At 57.5% G+C, this 15817-nt stretch carries 14 protein-coding genes; 10 read left to right on the forward strand and 4 right to left on the reverse strand.

All coding sequences use genetic code 11. The annotated features are described in order from the left end of the window. A partial coding sequence (locus ACY692_RS11690; RefSeq protein WP_462325547.1) for a hypothetical protein occupies nucleotides 1-254 on the reverse strand: 254 nt, incomplete at its 3' end. 29 nt (nucleotides 255-283) lie between these two features. On the opposite strand from ACY692_RS11690, the gene ACY692_RS11695 reads away from it, so the two are divergent. The 10 genes from ACY692_RS11695 to ACY692_RS11740 all read left to right on the forward strand — a co-directional run bounded on the left by ACY692_RS11695 (nucleotide 284) and on the right by ACY692_RS11740 (nucleotide 13294). Continuing rightward, nucleotides 284-1495, forward strand: a complete 1212-nt coding sequence (locus ACY692_RS11695) for a PDDEXK nuclease domain-containing protein (RefSeq protein ID WP_462325548.1) — start codon at nucleotides 284-286, stop codon at nucleotides 1493-1495. Nucleotides 1496-1750: 255 nt separating this feature from the next. Next, complete coding sequence (locus tag ACY692_RS11700) at nucleotides 1751-2122, forward strand: hypothetical protein (RefSeq protein ID WP_462325549.1); 372 nt, start codon at nucleotides 1751-1753, stop codon at nucleotides 2120-2122. Between the two features lie 10 nt (nucleotides 2123-2132). Continuing rightward, the gene (locus ACY692_RS11705) at nucleotides 2133-2792 is read left to right on the forward strand and encodes a Fic family protein (RefSeq protein ID WP_462325550.1); all 660 of its coding nucleotides are present in this window, start codon (nucleotides 2133-2135) and stop codon (nucleotides 2790-2792) included. Between the two features lie 63 nt (nucleotides 2793-2855). After that, nucleotides 2856-4304 carry a DUF3375 domain-containing protein gene (locus tag ACY692_RS11710; RefSeq protein ID WP_462325551.1) on the forward strand — a complete coding sequence of 483 codons (1449 nt, stop codon included), beginning with the start codon at nucleotides 2856-2858 and terminating at the stop codon, nucleotides 4302-4304. Then, complete coding sequence (locus tag ACY692_RS11715; protein WP_462325552.1) at nucleotides 4301-4936, forward strand: DUF4194 domain-containing protein; 636 nt, start codon at nucleotides 4301-4303, stop codon at nucleotides 4934-4936. Before ACY692_RS11710 ends, ACY692_RS11715 begins: the two co-directional genes overlap by 4 nt. Continuing rightward, nucleotides 4929-8297: an ATP-binding protein gene (locus ACY692_RS11720; RefSeq protein WP_462325553.1), complete on the forward strand. Its 3369-nt coding sequence runs from the start codon at nucleotides 4929-4931 to the stop codon at nucleotides 8295-8297. Before ACY692_RS11715 ends, ACY692_RS11720 begins: the two co-directional genes overlap by 8 nt. Further along, a complete protein-coding gene (locus ACY692_RS11725; RefSeq protein WP_462325554.1) occupies nucleotides 8294-9481 on the forward strand; it encodes a DUF3322 domain-containing protein in 1188 nt (395 codons plus the stop codon). The genes ACY692_RS11720 and ACY692_RS11725 overlap by 4 nt, the downstream gene beginning before the upstream one ends. 73 nt (nucleotides 9482-9554) lie before the next feature. After that, nucleotides 9555-10115, forward strand: a complete 561-nt coding sequence (locus ACY692_RS11730) for a transposase (RefSeq protein ID WP_462325555.1) — start codon at nucleotides 9555-9557, stop codon at nucleotides 10113-10115. Nucleotides 10116-10394: 279 nt separating this feature from the next. After that, nucleotides 10395-11675 (forward strand): 4Fe-4S binding protein, encoded by a 1281-nt coding sequence (locus ACY692_RS11735; RefSeq protein WP_462325556.1) that lies wholly within the window; start codon nucleotides 10395-10397, stop codon nucleotides 11673-11675. A gap of 326 nt (nucleotides 11676-12001) precedes the next feature. Then, the gene (locus tag ACY692_RS11740; protein WP_462325557.1) at nucleotides 12002-13294 is read left to right on the forward strand and encodes a CBS domain-containing protein; all 1293 of its coding nucleotides are present in this window, start codon (nucleotides 12002-12004) and stop codon (nucleotides 13292-13294) included. Between the two features lie 4 nt (nucleotides 13295-13298). Here the strand turns inward: ACY692_RS11740 and ACY692_RS11745 are convergent, their stop codons facing one another. The 3 genes from ACY692_RS11745 to ACY692_RS11755 form a co-directional block, all read right to left on the reverse strand. Beyond that, on the reverse strand, nucleotides 13299-13670 hold the full coding sequence (locus ACY692_RS11745) for a type II toxin-antitoxin system PemK/MazF family toxin (RefSeq protein ID WP_462325558.1): 372 nt from the start codon (nucleotides 13668-13670) through the stop codon (nucleotides 13299-13301). Next, on the reverse strand, nucleotides 13667-13900 hold the full coding sequence (locus tag ACY692_RS11750) for a hypothetical protein (protein WP_462325559.1): 234 nt from the start codon (nucleotides 13898-13900) through the stop codon (nucleotides 13667-13669). Before ACY692_RS11750 ends, ACY692_RS11745 begins: the two co-directional genes overlap by 4 nt. 237 nt (nucleotides 13901-14137) lie before the next feature. Further along, entirely contained in the window at nucleotides 14138-15454 is a 1317-nt protein-coding gene (locus ACY692_RS11755) for a M48 family metalloprotease (RefSeq protein ID WP_462325560.1), read from the reverse strand. Nucleotides 15455-15817: the final 363 nt, after the last annotated feature.

Raw genomic sequence — 15817 nt, forward strand, 5'->3', positions numbered from 1 at the left:
AACGTAATCGGCTGTTCAGTTATGTAGAGTATATAAAGATCATGAACCGCGGCACGGAGCTGCCGGGGAGATAGGTTGACCAGAATTTCCAAAAGCTGAAACCGGCTTTTGAGAGGGCGTTGTTCCTTCATGCACGCATGATTCGTCAGCTCTGGACCAGCCTCTGGGCTGGTAAAATTTTCAACCTGTTCAAGGCCGAGGTCGGAGAAAGGGCAGAAGTCGATTTCACCACGGAAAAAAGTGGTATCGTGCATGAACTGTCGGAACTCAAGGGGATGATAGGATGAGTGATATGCAGGAAAACGGGTCAGCAACCGATTTATTATTGTTTGATCGAGTCGTCTCCATTCTGGACCAGGCGCGAGGCAATGTCGTGCGGGCCGTTAATACCAATATGGTTATGGCTTACTGGCTGATCGGTCGCGAAATTGTGCAGGAATTGCAGGCAGGTCAGGAACGGGCGGAATATGGCAAACAGGTTGTCGAAGGGCTTTCGAAACGGCTGACAGATCGATACGGCAAAGGTTTTTCTAGTTCAAATATATGGTATTTTAAACAATTTTATCTGGCCTATGAAGGGCGTATTAATTTTCTCCACCCGTTGGGTGGAGAATTCGAAACACGTCAAAAACTCCACCCAGTGGGTGGAGAATCTGAAAAGAGCTATCCATCGGGTGACGTATCTGCTTTGTCTGGAATTCTTTACCCAACCGGTGCTGAATCGGTGCAAGGTTTTTCCCCTCAACTTTCCTGGTCCCACTATCGTGCCCTGATGCGTGTAAAAGACGAAAAAGCACGGGACTTTTACGAACAGGAAGCCGTCGAGGGCGGATGGGATAAGCGCACGCTGGAACGACAGATCCATACCCAATATTACGAACGTTGCCTGCATAGCCAGCAACCTGACAACATAATTGCCGAAGGCAGACAGCTGCAAAAAGTGTCCGCCTCTGCAGGAGACATCCTCAAAAATCCCTATGTGCTTGAATTTCTCGGCTACCCAAACTTTGCCGAACTGCGCGAGTCGGATGTGGAACAGGCTATCATCTCTCATTTGCAGCGATTCCTGCTGGAACTTGGTAATGGATTCGCCTTTGTGGCCCGGCAGAAACATATCCGCATCGAAGAGGATGACCGGTATATCGATCTGGTGTTCTACCATTGCCGGTTGAAATTTTATCTGCTCATCGACTTGAAGCTGGGCAAACTGACTCATGAGAATGTCGGGCAGATGGACGGCTATGTCCGTATGTTTGACGGACTCTTTACCGCTCCGGACGACAACCCCACCATTGGGCTTATTCTCTGCACTGAAAAATGCGATACCGTGGCCCGCTATTCCGTGCTCAATGATCGCAAACAGATCTTTGCTTCCAAATACTTGCCATGCCTGCCCACCGAAGAACAGCTCCAACGAGAAATTGAACGGGAGCGGAAGTTGATAGAGGCAGCCTTGGCAGAGCGGAAAGGGATTGGGGGCGGGGAGTGCGTGTGAATCAAGATTTCGTAACATTTGTTTCTCAGGCACCTCAAGGCCCCTGCATCCTGCAGGGGCCTTGTTCGGTTTTGGGGTCCCTGTAGGGGCGGGTCCCCGTGCCCGCCCTTGTTTGACGCAGCCGGGACAACGACAGGCACGCACCTACACTACTGACGAACAAGGACGGGCACGGCGTGCCCCTTGGCAAAACAGGGAAATTGCGGGAAGAAGTCCCTGTCTGATCGATTATGGCCTGGAGAGTGCCTGTGTCGAATGACGGCATTCCTCAACGCCCGGGGAGTCCGGTTTTCCGCGACCGACCTCCTGAAGAACTATCTTTTTTCCATCATCTCTTCCAGGGAGACGCATGAAACGGAACTCATGGCCTGCCATGCCGGGTTTCATCAGGAAAATCGTGGAGGCTTTACTCGGATTCTCAAGGCGGTTGCCGTGGTGTCTTTCCGATACAATATCATCTGCAACCTCCCGACACATGAGCAGGAACGGGTATACAATTCCATCACCAGAGGGCTTTGCAACGGCACGCTCTCTCGTCCGACTGACGTCATCAATGCCCTGCAGTCGATTTTCCCTCATTTATTACCGCATTCTGATGCGAACACGCCCGGGTTTTTGACCTTATAGAGATTTCACCATGACGACCCCCTACCAGCCCCCCTCTACCATCACGCCGGATATTTTGAATCGGGTTGCCTCCATCAGCGAGGCCGTGGGACGGTTGAGTCTGCTCGCTGATCAGGACACGAGTCTGCGGTTACGCCGTATCAACCGCGTCCGGACGATACGCGGTTCCCTGGCCATTGAGGGGAACACGCTGAGCGAGGCACAAATCACAGCCATTCTGGATGGCAAGCAGGTGATCGCTCCCCCCCGTGAGGTTCAGGAAGTGAAAAACGCTCTGGCCGCCTATGATCGTTTCGACTCCTGGCGACCCGAGTCTGAAAAGGATCTCCTCGGGGCGCATCGCATGCTCATGTCCGGCCTGATCGACGAAGCGGGAATGTACCGGCGCGGCGGTGTGGGCGTGATGGAGGGCAGTCGGGTGATCCATATGGCACCTCCTGCGGGAAGGATACCCCAACTCATGGGCGATCTCCTTTCCGTGCTCAAGAGCGAAATGAGTCGCGAAGCCCTGCAAGCCGCTCTCGGTCTGCAGGACCGCAAATCTTTTCGCGAACGGTATCTTAAATCTGCTCTGGCTAACGGGCTGATCGAAATGACTATTCCTGACAGGCCCCGCAGTCGGTTGCAGAAATACCGGCTGACCGATAAAGGGCGACATTGGTTGACGTGAACCGATACATAGAACTGATTGCGATGCCGCAGACAATCTTTTCGAGCATAAGAAATACCCCCCATGCCCCTTGACTACACCACCCTCGATCTTCTCCGCCAGAACCATCCTGCCTGGCGGTTGTTGCGTGCCCAGTACGCGCCGCTTATTGCCGGTTTTCTGCACCGGGTGTTTATCATTCCCAATGTCCGGACCCTGGCCCAGGCGGATCTGGTGGAGGCGTTGGAGGATGAGCTTTTTGTCCTGCGCGAGCAGCAGGGCGAAGACGCCTTTCCCGGGAACGCCCAGAGCTATCTCAACGACTGGGCGGAAAACGACAAGGGATGGCTGCGCAAATTTTATCCACAGGGTACCGACGAGCCCCATTTCGATCTGACCCCGGCCACGGAAAAGGCCCTTTCCTGGCTGGAAGGGCTGACCGAACGAACCTTTGTGGGGACGGAATCGCGGTTGCTCACCCTGTTTGAACTGCTGCGGCAGATGAGCGAGGGGAGCCAGACCGATCCCGAGGTCCGGGTGGCCGAGCTGCAGAAACGCAGGGACGCGATCGATACCGAAATCGGACGCATCCTTGCCGGAGACATCCCCCTTCTGGACGACACTTCCCTCAAGGACCGTTTCCAGCAGTTTCTGCAACTGGCCCGGGAACTCTTGTCTGATTTCCGGGAGGTGGAGCACAATTTCAGATCCCTGGACCGCAGGGTGCGGGAGCGCATCGCCCTGTGGGACGGGACCAAGGGAACCCTGCTCGAGGAAATCATGGGGGAGCGCGACGCCATTGCCGATTCGGATCAGGGCAAGAGTTTCCGCGCCTTCTGGGATTTTCTCATGTCCCAGTCCCGCCAGGAGGAGCTGAGCCGGTTGCTCGAACAGGTGCTGGTCCTGCCGCCGGTGGAGGAAATGCATCCCGATCCCAGGCTCAGACGCGTGCATTACGACTGGCTGGAGGCGGGAGAGCATACCCAGCGGACGGTGGCCCTGCTTTCCGAGCAGCTGCGCAGGTTTCTGGATGACAAGGCCTGGCTCGAAAACAGGCGGATCATGGATATCCTCCACGGCATCGAAACCCATGCCCTGGGCCTGCGCGAAGGGTTGCCCGATAAGGGATTCATGGATCTTGTCCTGCCCACCGCGTCCATCGAACTCCCCCTGGAGCGGCCGCTCTACCGTCCCGCAAAAAAGCCGCTCATCACCCAGATCGCCTTGGATGAAGGGGATGCCGACGTGGATACGAGCATCCTCTACTCGCAGGTGGTCGTGGACAAGGCCGAACTTTCCAGAAACATCCGGCAGGAACTGCAGGAGCGTGGTCAGATCAGCCTTGGGGAGGTGATTTGCCGCCATCCCCTGCGTAACGGTCTGGCCGAACTCGTCACTTACGTGCAGCTTGCCGGTGAGTGGGCCCATGCGGTGGTGGATGAAAAACGTGAACAACAGGTGCGCTGGGAGACAGAAGCCGGCGTGATCAGGCAGGCGACCCTGCCGTATATTATCCTGGTGAGGAATGGATGAAGGACTATCACGATAGTAATGACACACCGCGGGCAACCCCCCGTCAGGAACTCGGTTCCATTGTTGTCCCCCTGCTCAAGGGGGTTATCTATATGGAGGAAAGCCCGGCCCTGTGGCATTCTCTGCTCACCCTGCAGGCGGATGTGAAGGACTATGTGGCCGTACTCGGGCTGGAACTCATACTCGATGACTCTGAAGGGTACGCGTTTTTGCGTTCCTTGGGATCGGAATCCGACGATGACGCAGAAGCCGGGTATCTTCCCCGATTGGTGACCAGACGACAGCTCTCCTATCCGGTCAGTCTGCTCCTGGCCCTGCTTCGCAAAAAGCTGGCCGAGTCCGATGCCGGCGGGGCGGATACGCGGATGATCCTTTCACGGGACGAGGTGGTGGAGATGATCCGGATTTTTCTCCCGGCCGGGAGCAACGAGGTCAAGCTCATCGACCGGGTGGACGCCCATCTGAACAAGATCGCGGATCTCGGGTTCGTCCGTCGTCTGCGCGGCCAGAAGGACATGTTCGAGGTGAGACGGATCATCAAGGCCTTTGTGGATGCCCAGTGGTTGAAAGAGTTCGATCAGCGGCTTGCCGAGTACCGGGATCATCTGGCCGGGGAGAGTCAAGATGGCTGACCAGCAGCTTCTCATGGATTTTATCGGTGACGACCAGCTGGCAGGATTCCGATTGCAGCGGTTGGAAATCTTCAATTGGGGTACCTTTGACAAGAGGATCTGGACCCTGCGGTTGAACGGGAAAAACGGGCTGCTTACCGGGGATATCGGCTCGGGGAAATCGACCCTGGTCGACGCCGTGACCACCTTGCTGGTTCCGAGCCGGCGCATCGCCTACAACAAGGCGGCCGGGGCCGGCACCAAAGAGCGTACCCTGCGCTCCTACGTCCAGGGCTATTACAAATCCGAACGTCAGGAGTCTCTGGGGAGCACCAAATCTGTTCCCCTGCGTGGGACGGATACCTATTCCGTGATCCTGGGGGTCTTCTACAACGCCGGATACGATAAGACCGTGACCCTGGCCCAGACCTTCTGGATGAAGGATGCAGCAGGCCAGGTGGAGCGGATCTTTGCGGCCTGCGAACGGGATCTGTCCATTGCCGGACATTTTTCCGGATTCGGCACCGAGATGGGTGGTCTCCGCAAGCGGCTGCGCAAGGAGAAGATCGAATGCTTTCCGTCCTATCCCGGGTACGGGGCCTGGTTCAGGCGACGTTTCGGGATCGACAACGAACAGGCCCTCGACCTGTTTCTGCAGACCGTGTCCCTTAAATCCGTGGGCAATCTGACCGATTTCGTGCGTACCCACATGCTCAAACCCTTTGATGTGGATCAGCGCATCAACGATCTGATCAAACATTTCGAAAATCTCAACCGGGCCCATGGAGCGGTTCGCACGGCCAGGCAGCAGGTGGAGATGCTCGAACCCCTGGTGGGTGATTGCGAGCGGCACAGGGAACTCACGGCCGGGGCCGAGGAATTGCGCGCCAGTCGTGACGCCCTGCGCCCCTGGTTCGCAACCATCAAGCTGGACCTGCTCGATAAGCGGCTGGCCGGTTTGCAGGAGGAAAAGGGCCGCCATCACGCCGCAGTCACCCGGTTCGAAGAGGAGCACGGGGCCCAGGAGGTCCGGGACAGAGAATTGCGCAAGGCCATTGCGGAAAACGGGGGCGACCGCATCGCGAGTATCGACAAGGAGATCAGGGAAAAAAGGGGACAGCGCGATCGTCGCAAGGTAAAGGCCGTGCGGTATGAAAAGCTTGTCAGGTCCCTGGGTGAGGTGCCGGCCGCTACGCGGGAGGGTTTTGTGCGGCAGGCGGAAGGGTTCACAAAGCTCGCCGACTCCCTGGTCGATGCCGAAGACCGGGTGCAGAACGATCTCACCGAGAGCAATGTGGCCTTTCGCCAGGGGCGAACCGAATATGATCAGCTTGCACGGGAGATCACGAGTTTGAAGGCCCGTCGCAGCAATATCAGCGAGCGGCAGATCGCCATGCGCAGGGAACTCTGCCGGGCTCTGGATATTTCCGAAGACGACATGCCCTTTGCCGGGGAACTTTTGCAGGTCCGTGAAGAGGATAAGGACTGGGAAGGGGCCGTCGAACGGCTGCTGCACAATTTCGGTCTCTCCCTGCTGGTTCCGGATCGCCATTACGCCCGGGTTGCCGGGTGGGTGGATAAGACCCATCTCAAGGGGCGTCTGGTCTATTTCCGGGTGAGGGAAGACCGGCGGATACCGGGTGCTTCCGTGCATCCCGATTCCCTGGCCCGCAAGGTGGCCATCAAGGCGGATTCTCCGTTTTTCACCTGGATGGAAGGGGAGATCGCCCACCGGTTCGATTTTGTCTGCTGCACCACCCAGGACGGGTTCAGAAGGGAGAGAAAGGCCATCACCATGGCCGGGCAGATCAAGATGCCGGGCGGGCGTCATGAAAAGGACGACCGTCATCGCATCGATGACCGGAGCCGGTATGTGCTGGGGTGGAGCAATGTTGCCAAGATCGCTGCCCTGGAAGACAGGGCCCGGGTGGAGGAGAAACGGCTTGGTGAACTCGGGAATCATATCGCCGCTCTGCAGAAAGAGCAGAAGGAACTTCGTAGTCGTCTCTCGAGTCTATCCAAGCTCGATGAATACCCGGACTTCCTCGAAATCGACTGGGAACCCTTGGCCGTGGCCATCTCGGAGCTGGAGGCCGAGAAAAAAACATTGGAGAGTACGTCCAATATTTTGAAGACACTGACACAGCAGCTCGAAGAACTCCAGGTGGAACGGAAGAAGACTGCAACATTGCTGGACGAGGTCAAGGGGAAACGCTCCCGGACCGAGCAGAAAATCGAAACCGCCCAGGAGCTTCGGGAGCAGACCCGCGGACTGCTCCCTCCTGCTGACACGGATGTTTCAAAGCGGTTCGCCGTGCTCGAGAATCTGCGCGAGGAGGCCCTGAGTGACCGCAGACTCACCGTGGAATCCTGCGACAACCGCGAGCGGGACATGCGGGACTGGCTGCAGAAAAAAATCGATGGCGAGGACGGGAAGCTCAAACGGCTGGGGGAAAAGATCGTCAAGGCCATGAGCGAGTACCGCCAGAAATGGCCGCTCGAGACCAGGGAGGTGGACGCGGCCATGGGTGCCTGCTCCGAGTACCGGGCCATGCTCGACCAGCTCAAGGCCGACGATCTGCCCCGGTTCGAGCAGCGGTTCAAGGAACTGCTCAACGAAAACACCATCCGCGAGGTGGCTCAGTTCCAGTCCCACCTGGCCCATGAGCGGGAGACCATCATGGAACGTGTGGGCAAGATCAACGAATCCCTGACGCGCATCGATTACAACCCGGGCCGGTACATCACCCTCGAGGCCCAGACGAGCCCGGATGCCGATATCCGCGAGTTCCAGCAGGACCTGCGCGCCTGCACCGAAGGGACGTTGACCGGATCGGACGATGACCAGTATTCCGAGACCAAATTTCTGCAGGTCCGTGCGATCATCGACCGGTTCAAGGGGCGGCCCGACCATGCCGATCAGGACCGGCGCTGGACCACCCGTGTCACGGACGTGCGCAACTGGTTCGTGTTTGCGGCCAGCGAACGGTGGCGCGAGGACGACGTCGAGTATGAACACTATGCCGATTCCGGGGGCAAATCAGGCGGGCAGAAGGAGAAGCTCGCCTATACCGTGCTGGCTGCCAGCCTGGCCTACCAGTTCGGCCTGGAATGGGGGGCGGTGCGTTCGCGGACCTTCCGGTTCGTGGTCATTGACGAGGCCTTTGGCCGGGGATCGGACGAATCGGCCAGATACGGTCTGGAGCTCTTTGCCCAGCTCAATCTGCAACTGCTCATCGTCACCCCGTTGCAGAAGATCCACATCATCGAGCCGTTTGTCGCATCGGTCGGATTCGTGCACAACGAAGAAGGGCGCAATTCCGTGCTCCGCAACCTGTCCATCGAGGAATACCGGGCGGAAAAGCAGAGGATGACCGAGTGAGCTGGACCCTGCCTTCGGATATCCGCGTCCAGGTGCACAGGTTCTGGGAGCGCGGCGTGCTGCCCAGGGCCTTGTTCCGGGACGAGAATCTGTTTCCGTTGCGCCTGAGGCTCAAGGCCCCCGGTTCCCGGGATCTGAGCGAGCGGTTCGGCGAGGTGCGGGACTGGATCGGACAACTTGCACGCGGTGCCGGAAAATACCGGATCGAGTGGAAGACACTCAACCACCGGACCCTGGGGGCCAATGAAATTCCGGCCAGATTGTGGATCGACACCCTGAATGACTGTCTTGACCTGATCGGCAGACAGCGGGAGGCCGGCACCTTGCGGGATCTTGTCGGATTGACCCGGGAAATTCGGCCCGAGATGCTTTCATGGGTCGAAAACCATCCCTTGAAGGTTTTGGAGCTGGCAGGGGACTGGGAGCGGCTGCTTGATGTGGTTACCTGGATGCGGGAGCACCCCCGGCCCGGGGTGTATCTGCGGCAGGTCGATCTGCCCGGGGTGCACACCAAGTTCATTGAAAATCATCGGGGCGTGCTGGCCGGTCTGCTGGATCGCTCCCTGCCGCCCGAAGCCATCGACCATGGGGCTGGAAGAGGTGTCGGATGCTTTTGTAAACGTTATGGATTCCGGGACAAGCCCCTGCGGGTGCGGTTCCGGATTCTCGATCCCCGACTCGCGATCGTCCCAACGACCATGGACCAGGACATCACCCTCACCCGGGAAGCCTTTGCCGGGCTGGATATTCCTGTACGACGAATTTTTATCACCGAAAATGAGATCAATTTTCTGGCCTTCCCCCCATGTCCTCACTCCATGGTCATCTTCGGGGCCGGTTACGGCTTCGACAATTTGGCCCAATCCCGCTGGCTGGCCACGCGGGAGATCCATTACTGGGGGGATATCGACACCCACGGTTTCGCCATCCTCAACCAGCTGCGGAAGCATTTCCCCCACGCCCGATCCCTGCTCATGGACAATGGAACCCTTCTGGCCCACAAGGAGGTCTGGGGCGTTGAATCCCGTCCGGAGACAGCGGAACTCGAGCGGCTGACGCCCGAGGAGGCGATGTTGTATGAGGATTTATGGCAAAACCGATGGGGTGAGCAGGTCCGTTTGGAACAGGAACGGATCGGATTCAATATCTTGAAAAACGCCCTGGAGACAATGAACACCCTGTAGGGGCACGGCGCGCCGTGCCCTGTTTTGATGCTATCACCCATTATTGATTTTTCATAAAACAGGGTATGCTCCCATGAAATACGACCCAAAAATCCATCATCGTCGCTCCATCCGGTTACCGAATTATGATTATACCCGAGAAGGTGCGTATTTTATCACCGTGTGTGCGTGCAACCGGGAATGTTTGTTCGGACGGATTGTCGACCATGCCATGGGAGTAAACGAGATGGGACATATCGTAGGCGATGAATGGGTGAAAACCGGTCTGATCCGTGAAGAAATCGAATTGGGTGACTATGTGGTGATGCCGAATCATTTTCATGGAATTATCTTCATTGTCGGGAGTCAGGGCACGGCGCGCCGTGCCCCTACGGGGGAACGATTGAGGGAACCGGTCCGGGGATCGATTCCGACCATTGTTCGAGCTTTCAAGTCCGCCGTGACCAAACGTGTCAATAAATTACGCGGCATTCCTGGTGCCAAATTATGGCAACGGAATTATTGGGAGCATGTTATCCGCGATGAACCGGATTTGAATCGTATCCGGGAATACATCCAGACCAATCCCGCCAGATGGGAAAAAGATTCTTTGTTCATCCCCCACGGTTCGCCTCCGAAACAAGACGCGAGATAAATTCCCGAATCCATCCCGCGTAGGGGCACGGCGCGCCGTGCCCGAACAACCGTATCATCAACACATTCTCGAATCCATCCGACGTAGGGGCACGGCGCGCCGTGCCCAAATAAAGGCAATGAGATCAAATTGCCACGATTTGTAAAAATTGTCGCACCGTAGCCAATACCGCGGGGCGGCATTGCGTGTTATCAGGGATGTAATTTATTGATGGAATCCCTCATCAGGGCACGGCGCGCCGTGCCCCTACGGGCCAAACGATAATCAGGAGACCCCCCCATGGGCCATATCATAGCCAAAGACATCTACCGCCAATTGGGCGAGAAAATCGACAACACCACGGTGCGCACCCCGTGGAATCCGGCGCTGCGGGATCTTTTGCAGGGATTGTACTCGGAGGAAGAGGCGGATTTCATCATCCGCATGCCCTACCGGCCATCCTCGCTCGAACGGTTGCAGAAAATCCTTAAAATGGACGCCCTGCCCCTGCAGAAACGCCTTGAATCCCTGTGCAACAAGGGGTTGGTCTGCGATATCTATGAAGGCGGCGACTATGTGTACATGATAAGCCCCATTGTGATCGGGTTTTTCGAGTTCACCATGATGCGTACCAAAGGGGAGCTTTCCCCGAAGAAATGGGCCGAGCTCTTCCAGGCCTATATGTTTGGAAGTCATGATTTGTTTGAGGCCAATTTCGGGGACGATCAGATCATCTCCATCATGCGCGCCCTGCCCCATGAAGAGACCCTGGGCGATCATGTGGAGATATTGGATTACGAGAAGGCCTCGGCACTCATCGACGCCCAGGTCCATTTTGCCGTGGGCATCTGTTCCTGCCGCCATGAAAAGGAGCATCTGGGAGAACGAAAATGCGACGTGCCCCTGGAGACCTGCACCTCCATGGGGTCGGGGGCCGAGTTTCTGATCAGAAACGGGTTTGCCCGATCCATCTCCAGACAGGAGATGCTCGATATCACGGTCCGGTCACGGGAGCTGGGATTTGTGCTCTCCACGGACAATGTGAAGCAGGACGCGGGATTTATCTGTCACTGCTGTTCGTGCTGCTGCAATCTGCTCAAGGGGATCAGGGAGATGGGGTATTCCGGGATCCTGGTCTCCTCCAGCTTCATGGCCCGGTGTGATGCGGATTTGTGCAACGGCTGCGGGAAATGCGCCCGGGCCTGTCCCATCGATGCCATCACTATGGTCGAGGTCCCAGCGGGCGAGGGGGAGCGGCCGCGCAAAAAGCCCGTGGTCAACGAGGAGTATTGCCTGGGCTGCGGGGTGTGCGCATTGCAGTGTCCCACGCAGGGAATGCGTCTGGACAAGCGGACCCAGAAGGTTTTTCACCCCGAGGATTCCATGGAGCGGGTCATCCTCCAGAGTCTGGAGCGGGGGACGTTGCAGAATCTGCTCTTTGACAATCCGAACAGCCGGACCCAGGGATTCATGCGCGGGCTGGTGGGGGTGTTCCTGCGCCTTTCGCCGGTGAAAAAGGCGCTCATGAGTCACACGTTGCGCTCGCGCTTTCTGGAAACACTCCGCCGGGCCGGGGGGTGAGGGGGAATGCGAGGAGGATTTTTTGTATCTATTCAGGAGGGTTGAAACGGATGTCGTCAGAATGTTATCCCGGCGCAGGCCGGGATCTCCAGGGCCTCGGGCATTGCATGTCGAGCCGGCAGCTGCCCGGTTGGACAAGATCTCGGATCAAGTCCGGGATGACCATCAAAGAAGACCCGTGTCTTTTGGACGACTGCTGAATAGTTACAAAAATTTTATAACCGCTTGAACTTAAAACTTAAAACATAACACCTAAAACTGCGGCTTGGCCGCATTAGACTATGCTCTGGTCTCACCCTGTTTGTCTGACAAGGAGACATTCCCCCATGCACAGCATCGCCACCACCCACACCAATTCGGACTTCGACGCCCTGGCCTCCCTGGTGGCGGCCACCTTTCTCTATCCCGGAACCCTCGGCATCCTGCCCAGCCAGATCCGGCCCAATGTGAAGGCCTTTCTGTCCCTGCATCAGGACCTTTTTCATATCGCCCCACGCAAGGGATTCGATCTCCAGGGGGTCGATCGGCTTGTGGTCGTGGACGCGAACAACTGGGGTCGTCTGGAACGGATGAACGAGCTCAAGGGCCGCGAGGACGTGGAGGTCCATGTCTGGGATCATCACATGCAGGGGGAGAACATCGAGACCGGGTTCATGCAGCGTCAGGAGCTCGGGGCCAACGTGACCCAGATGGTCGAGGAAATGAAGGCCCGGGACTGCGCCTTTTCCCCGATGCACGCGACCTTGTTTCTTCTGGGGATTTATGACGATACCGGGAGTCTCTCCTATCCCTCGGCAACTCCCAGGGACGCGGCCATGACAGGATTTCTTCTGGAGAGCGGTGCGGATTTGAATGTGGCCTCGGCCTATCTCTCTTCCTCCTTTGACGAGGACCAGACCGACATCCTGACCTACATGCTGGCCCACGACGAGGTTGTTACCGTATCCGGATTCAAGGTGGCCGTGTGCACCGTGGATCAGGAATGCGGCTCGGCCATGCTCGCTCCGGTGGTCACCAAGTACAAGGAGATCAAGGGGGTGGACGGGGTTTTCGGCGTGTTCCGGCTTGACGATCAGTCGTGTATCGTCATCGCCCGGGCAGGACATCGGGATCTGGATGTTGGCCGGGTCATCCGGGAATTGGGCGGGGGCGGGCATCCGGCAGCCGGATCGGCCATGGTCAAGGGAATGGATACCGAAGATCTGTACCGGGGCGTTTGCGGCCTGGTTCAGGAAATGGACCGGCCCCAGGTGACCGTGGAACGGATCATGTCATCTCCGGGGAGAAGTGTTCGCCCGGATCTGAAGCTGGAACAGGTCGCTCCGATACTCGAGCAGGAACGTCTGCACGCCTCACTGGTTGTGGACGACGACAGATGCCTTGGAATCATCGGCCCTGTGGAGATGAGCAAGGTCAAGCGGGCCTCGCAGTTGGCATCCCCGGTCAAGGCGATCATGCGCCGGAACCTGCCGACCATCGGCCCGGATCAGGGCATTCAGGAGGCCCTGCGGATTCTCTCGGACACCGGGGTTTCCATGCTTCCAGTGGTCAAGGACGGCCGGCTTGTGGGCAAGGTCACCCGGACGGATCTGATGCTGCAGATGTATGATCTGGGGTGATTTGTTATGCTTGGGGGATAGATGAGAGGGCAAATACGACGCGCAGAGCCTCGTCGATTTGCGCCATACTCTCCCTGGAGAGCCGTCCTCGCATGCCTTGCATTCGGAAACGGTGATCAATGGGGCGGGTTTGCAGGCAATCAGCTATGGACTTTTTGGTCAGCCCGTTGTCCGTGTCCGGAATCAGCTCGATATTCGTTCGGATCAGGGCTTTTTTCTCGCTCCACCCGGTGATGGGCACCACCTGGATGACAGGAATTCTCTGGTTGTACACATCGTTGGTCACGATGATACACGGGCGGGATTTTCCGGTTTCAGATCCCCTGGTAGGATTCAGGTTCACATCGATGATCATGCCCCGCTGCAAGGAGGTCATGTCGGCCACCCTTGAACGGCCGTATCGGTTATCTCCTGCAGTTCCTCATCGCTTTCATACACTTTCGCATACAGATCGGCGCTTTGTCTGAGAGCCTGTAACTCAAGTTCTTTCTTGAGTTTTTGCAGCGCAAGCCGGACCATCGAACTTTTATCCTTGAAACCATATGAGGCGTGATTTCCCAGGAAATCCATCAATGGCGGAGTCAAGCTGAACTTTGATTGTTGCATGGAGGCCTCCTGGTTGAGGGTCCTAAAAAAGGGCCCTTTTTTTAGGACCAATTATAGGGGCGGTTGGAAGAAGTCAAGATGATCGATGCAAGCGATCAATGACCATTTGTTTTTATGCAACTACCAGAAATACAAGGCCGGCGAGAGAGTTTCAAACCGTCCAGAACGGGGTGAGCCGGCCATGAGAACAAATCAGCCCTCTTTCAAGCGATTGACCGCACACGTTCGATTCGCAAGTCACCGCACATATCCCCATTCCCTGAGCCTGGTAGAGGCATACTTGGCCTGTTCGCCTTGATTTACTGCCTGCAGGAAGCTGTAATAGTGGTTGGCCGCATCTTCGCGGCTGCCCAGGTTTTCCAGGCACAGGCCCTGGTAAAAGGCGGTATAGGGGTTTCCCGGGAGTTTGCGATCATAGGCTGTGAAGTTTTCCAGGGCCCTGCCGTATTCCCTTGTTCCGAGCTGGGCCATGCCGGCCACCTGACGGGCCTGGGGTTCCTCCGGATAGACGCTGGCGGCCCTGGTCGAATGGCGGTCGGCCTCCGCATACTTTTTCTGGACCAGTCGGCATTTGGCCAGAAGCAGGAGTCCGGCATAGTCGTTGGGTGCCTGGGAAAGGGCGGATTGAAAGTGTTCTGCGGCCTGGGCATAGTCTTTCTGACCCATGAGGTTCGACCCCTTCTGCATCTCGCCTATGGCCGGACCGATGCGCCTGAGGGACGCGGTGTTGTCCAGATACCGCTCTCTGCTCAGCCGGTATTCGCCGGACGTGGCGTATTTGCCCGCTGCCGCCCGTCGTGCCGTTGCCAGCCGTTCGCTGGACATGGGATGGGTGGCGAACATGAGCTCCAATGCGTTCGGTTTTTGCCGGTGCTGTTCGTTGAGCATGTCCATGAGCCCGACCATGCCGTCGGTGTTGTATCCGGCCCGCATCATGTAGAGCATGCCCAGGTCGTCGGCCTGACGTTCGTCCTCGCGGCTGTATCGTGCCAGAAGTGCTCCGGCGCCCAGATTGCCCAGTCCCGCGGCAATATCCCCCACATTCTCGTGCACGGCCCCGGCCGCTGCCGCCCCCAGACCCACGACCAGGGATGTCAGCTGCCCCTTGCTCATGCGTGCGGCCGTGTGCCGGGCGTTGACGTGCCCGAGCTCGTGCCCGAGCAGGGCGGCCAGTTCGGCCTCGTTGTCCAGTTCGAGCAGGATCGCCCGAGTCACTCCGATGCTCCCGCCCGGGAAGGCATAGGCGTTCACATAGACCGCGTTCAGAGGGTGGAAGGAATAGGGCATGTCCGCGCGGTGGGTCTTTTCTGCCAGTCCCATGCCCACCTCATTCACATAGCGGTTGAGTGCCTGATCCTGCAGGGCCCCGTAGTCTGCGGAAAACTGATACGGGGACTGCTGCTTGTCCATGCTGATCTCCTGATCCCTGGAAACGAGCATGAGCTGGGACTCGCCCGTGACCGGGTTGGCCGCGCAGCCCGTTGTCAGGCCCAGGATGGCCAGGGCTGATGTTTTGAGAAAGTCTCTGCGGGTGAGGTGGGAGGAGTGGATCATGGTTGTTTTCTCCTTGAGGATATATACTGATGTGGGAGGTACCTTCCGCTTAGTACATCCGACGCATAAAAAAAAGATTGTTTTCTCTCACCTAGCAGGTGAAATCTTTTTGCTTTTCAATTGTACAGGGCCTCCCCGGGCGCGGGAAAATGGGCACGGCGCGCCGTGCCCCTACGTGTTGTATCTGTCATCCGTGCATGGGCCTTGGGCTATACGGAATATTTGGCGGCTGTCAGGAATTGTTTTCCCGGCGGGCCGCCTTTTTTTGTGCCCGCCATTCGGTGAACTGCATGAGCAGATCCCATTGTACCGGCACCATGAGCACGGTCAGAAAGGTCGAGGTGCACAGCCCGGTGACGAATG

It is taken from the genome of Desulfoplanes sp., from assembly GCF_054921335.1.

What these genes read in the sequence shown, in the direction of transcription:
- ACY692_RS11695 (WP_462325548.1), top strand. Translation starts at nt 284, where the DNA reads ATGAGTGATATGCAGGAAAACGGGTCAGCAACCGATTTATTATTGTTT.
- ACY692_RS11700 (WP_462325549.1), top strand. Translation starts at nt 1,751, where the DNA reads ATGACGGCATTCCTCAACGCCCGGGGAGTCCGGTTTTCCGCGACCGAC.
- ACY692_RS11705 (WP_462325550.1), top strand. Translation starts at nt 2,133, where the DNA reads ATGACGACCCCCTACCAGCCCCCCTCTACCATCACGCCGGATATTTTG.
- ACY692_RS11710 (WP_462325551.1), top strand. Translation starts at nt 2,856, where the DNA reads ATGCCCCTTGACTACACCACCCTCGATCTTCTCCGCCAGAACCATCCT.
- ACY692_RS11715 (WP_462325552.1), top strand. Translation starts at nt 4,301, where the DNA reads ATGAAGGACTATCACGATAGTAATGACACACCGCGGGCAACCCCCCGT.
- ACY692_RS11720 (WP_462325553.1), top strand. Translation starts at nt 4,929, where the DNA reads ATGGCTGACCAGCAGCTTCTCATGGATTTTATCGGTGACGACCAGCTG.
- ACY692_RS11730 (WP_462325555.1), top strand. Translation starts at nt 9,555, where the DNA reads ATGAAATACGACCCAAAAATCCATCATCGTCGCTCCATCCGGTTACCG.
- ACY692_RS11735 (WP_462325556.1), top strand. Translation starts at nt 10,395, where the DNA reads ATGGGCCATATCATAGCCAAAGACATCTACCGCCAATTGGGCGAGAAA.
- ACY692_RS11740 (WP_462325557.1), top strand. Translation starts at nt 12,002, where the DNA reads ATGCACAGCATCGCCACCACCCACACCAATTCGGACTTCGACGCCCTG.
- ACY692_RS11745 (WP_462325558.1), bottom strand. Translation starts at nt 13,670, where the DNA reads ATGACCTCCTTGCAGCGGGGCATGATCATCGATGTGAACCTGAATCCT.
- ACY692_RS11750 (WP_462325559.1), bottom strand. Translation starts at nt 13,900, where the DNA reads ATGCAACAATCAAAGTTCAGCTTGACTCCGCCATTGATGGATTTCCTG.
- ACY692_RS11755 (WP_462325560.1), bottom strand. Translation starts at nt 15,454, where the DNA reads ATGATCCACTCCTCCCACCTCACCCGCAGAGACTTTCTCAAAACATCA.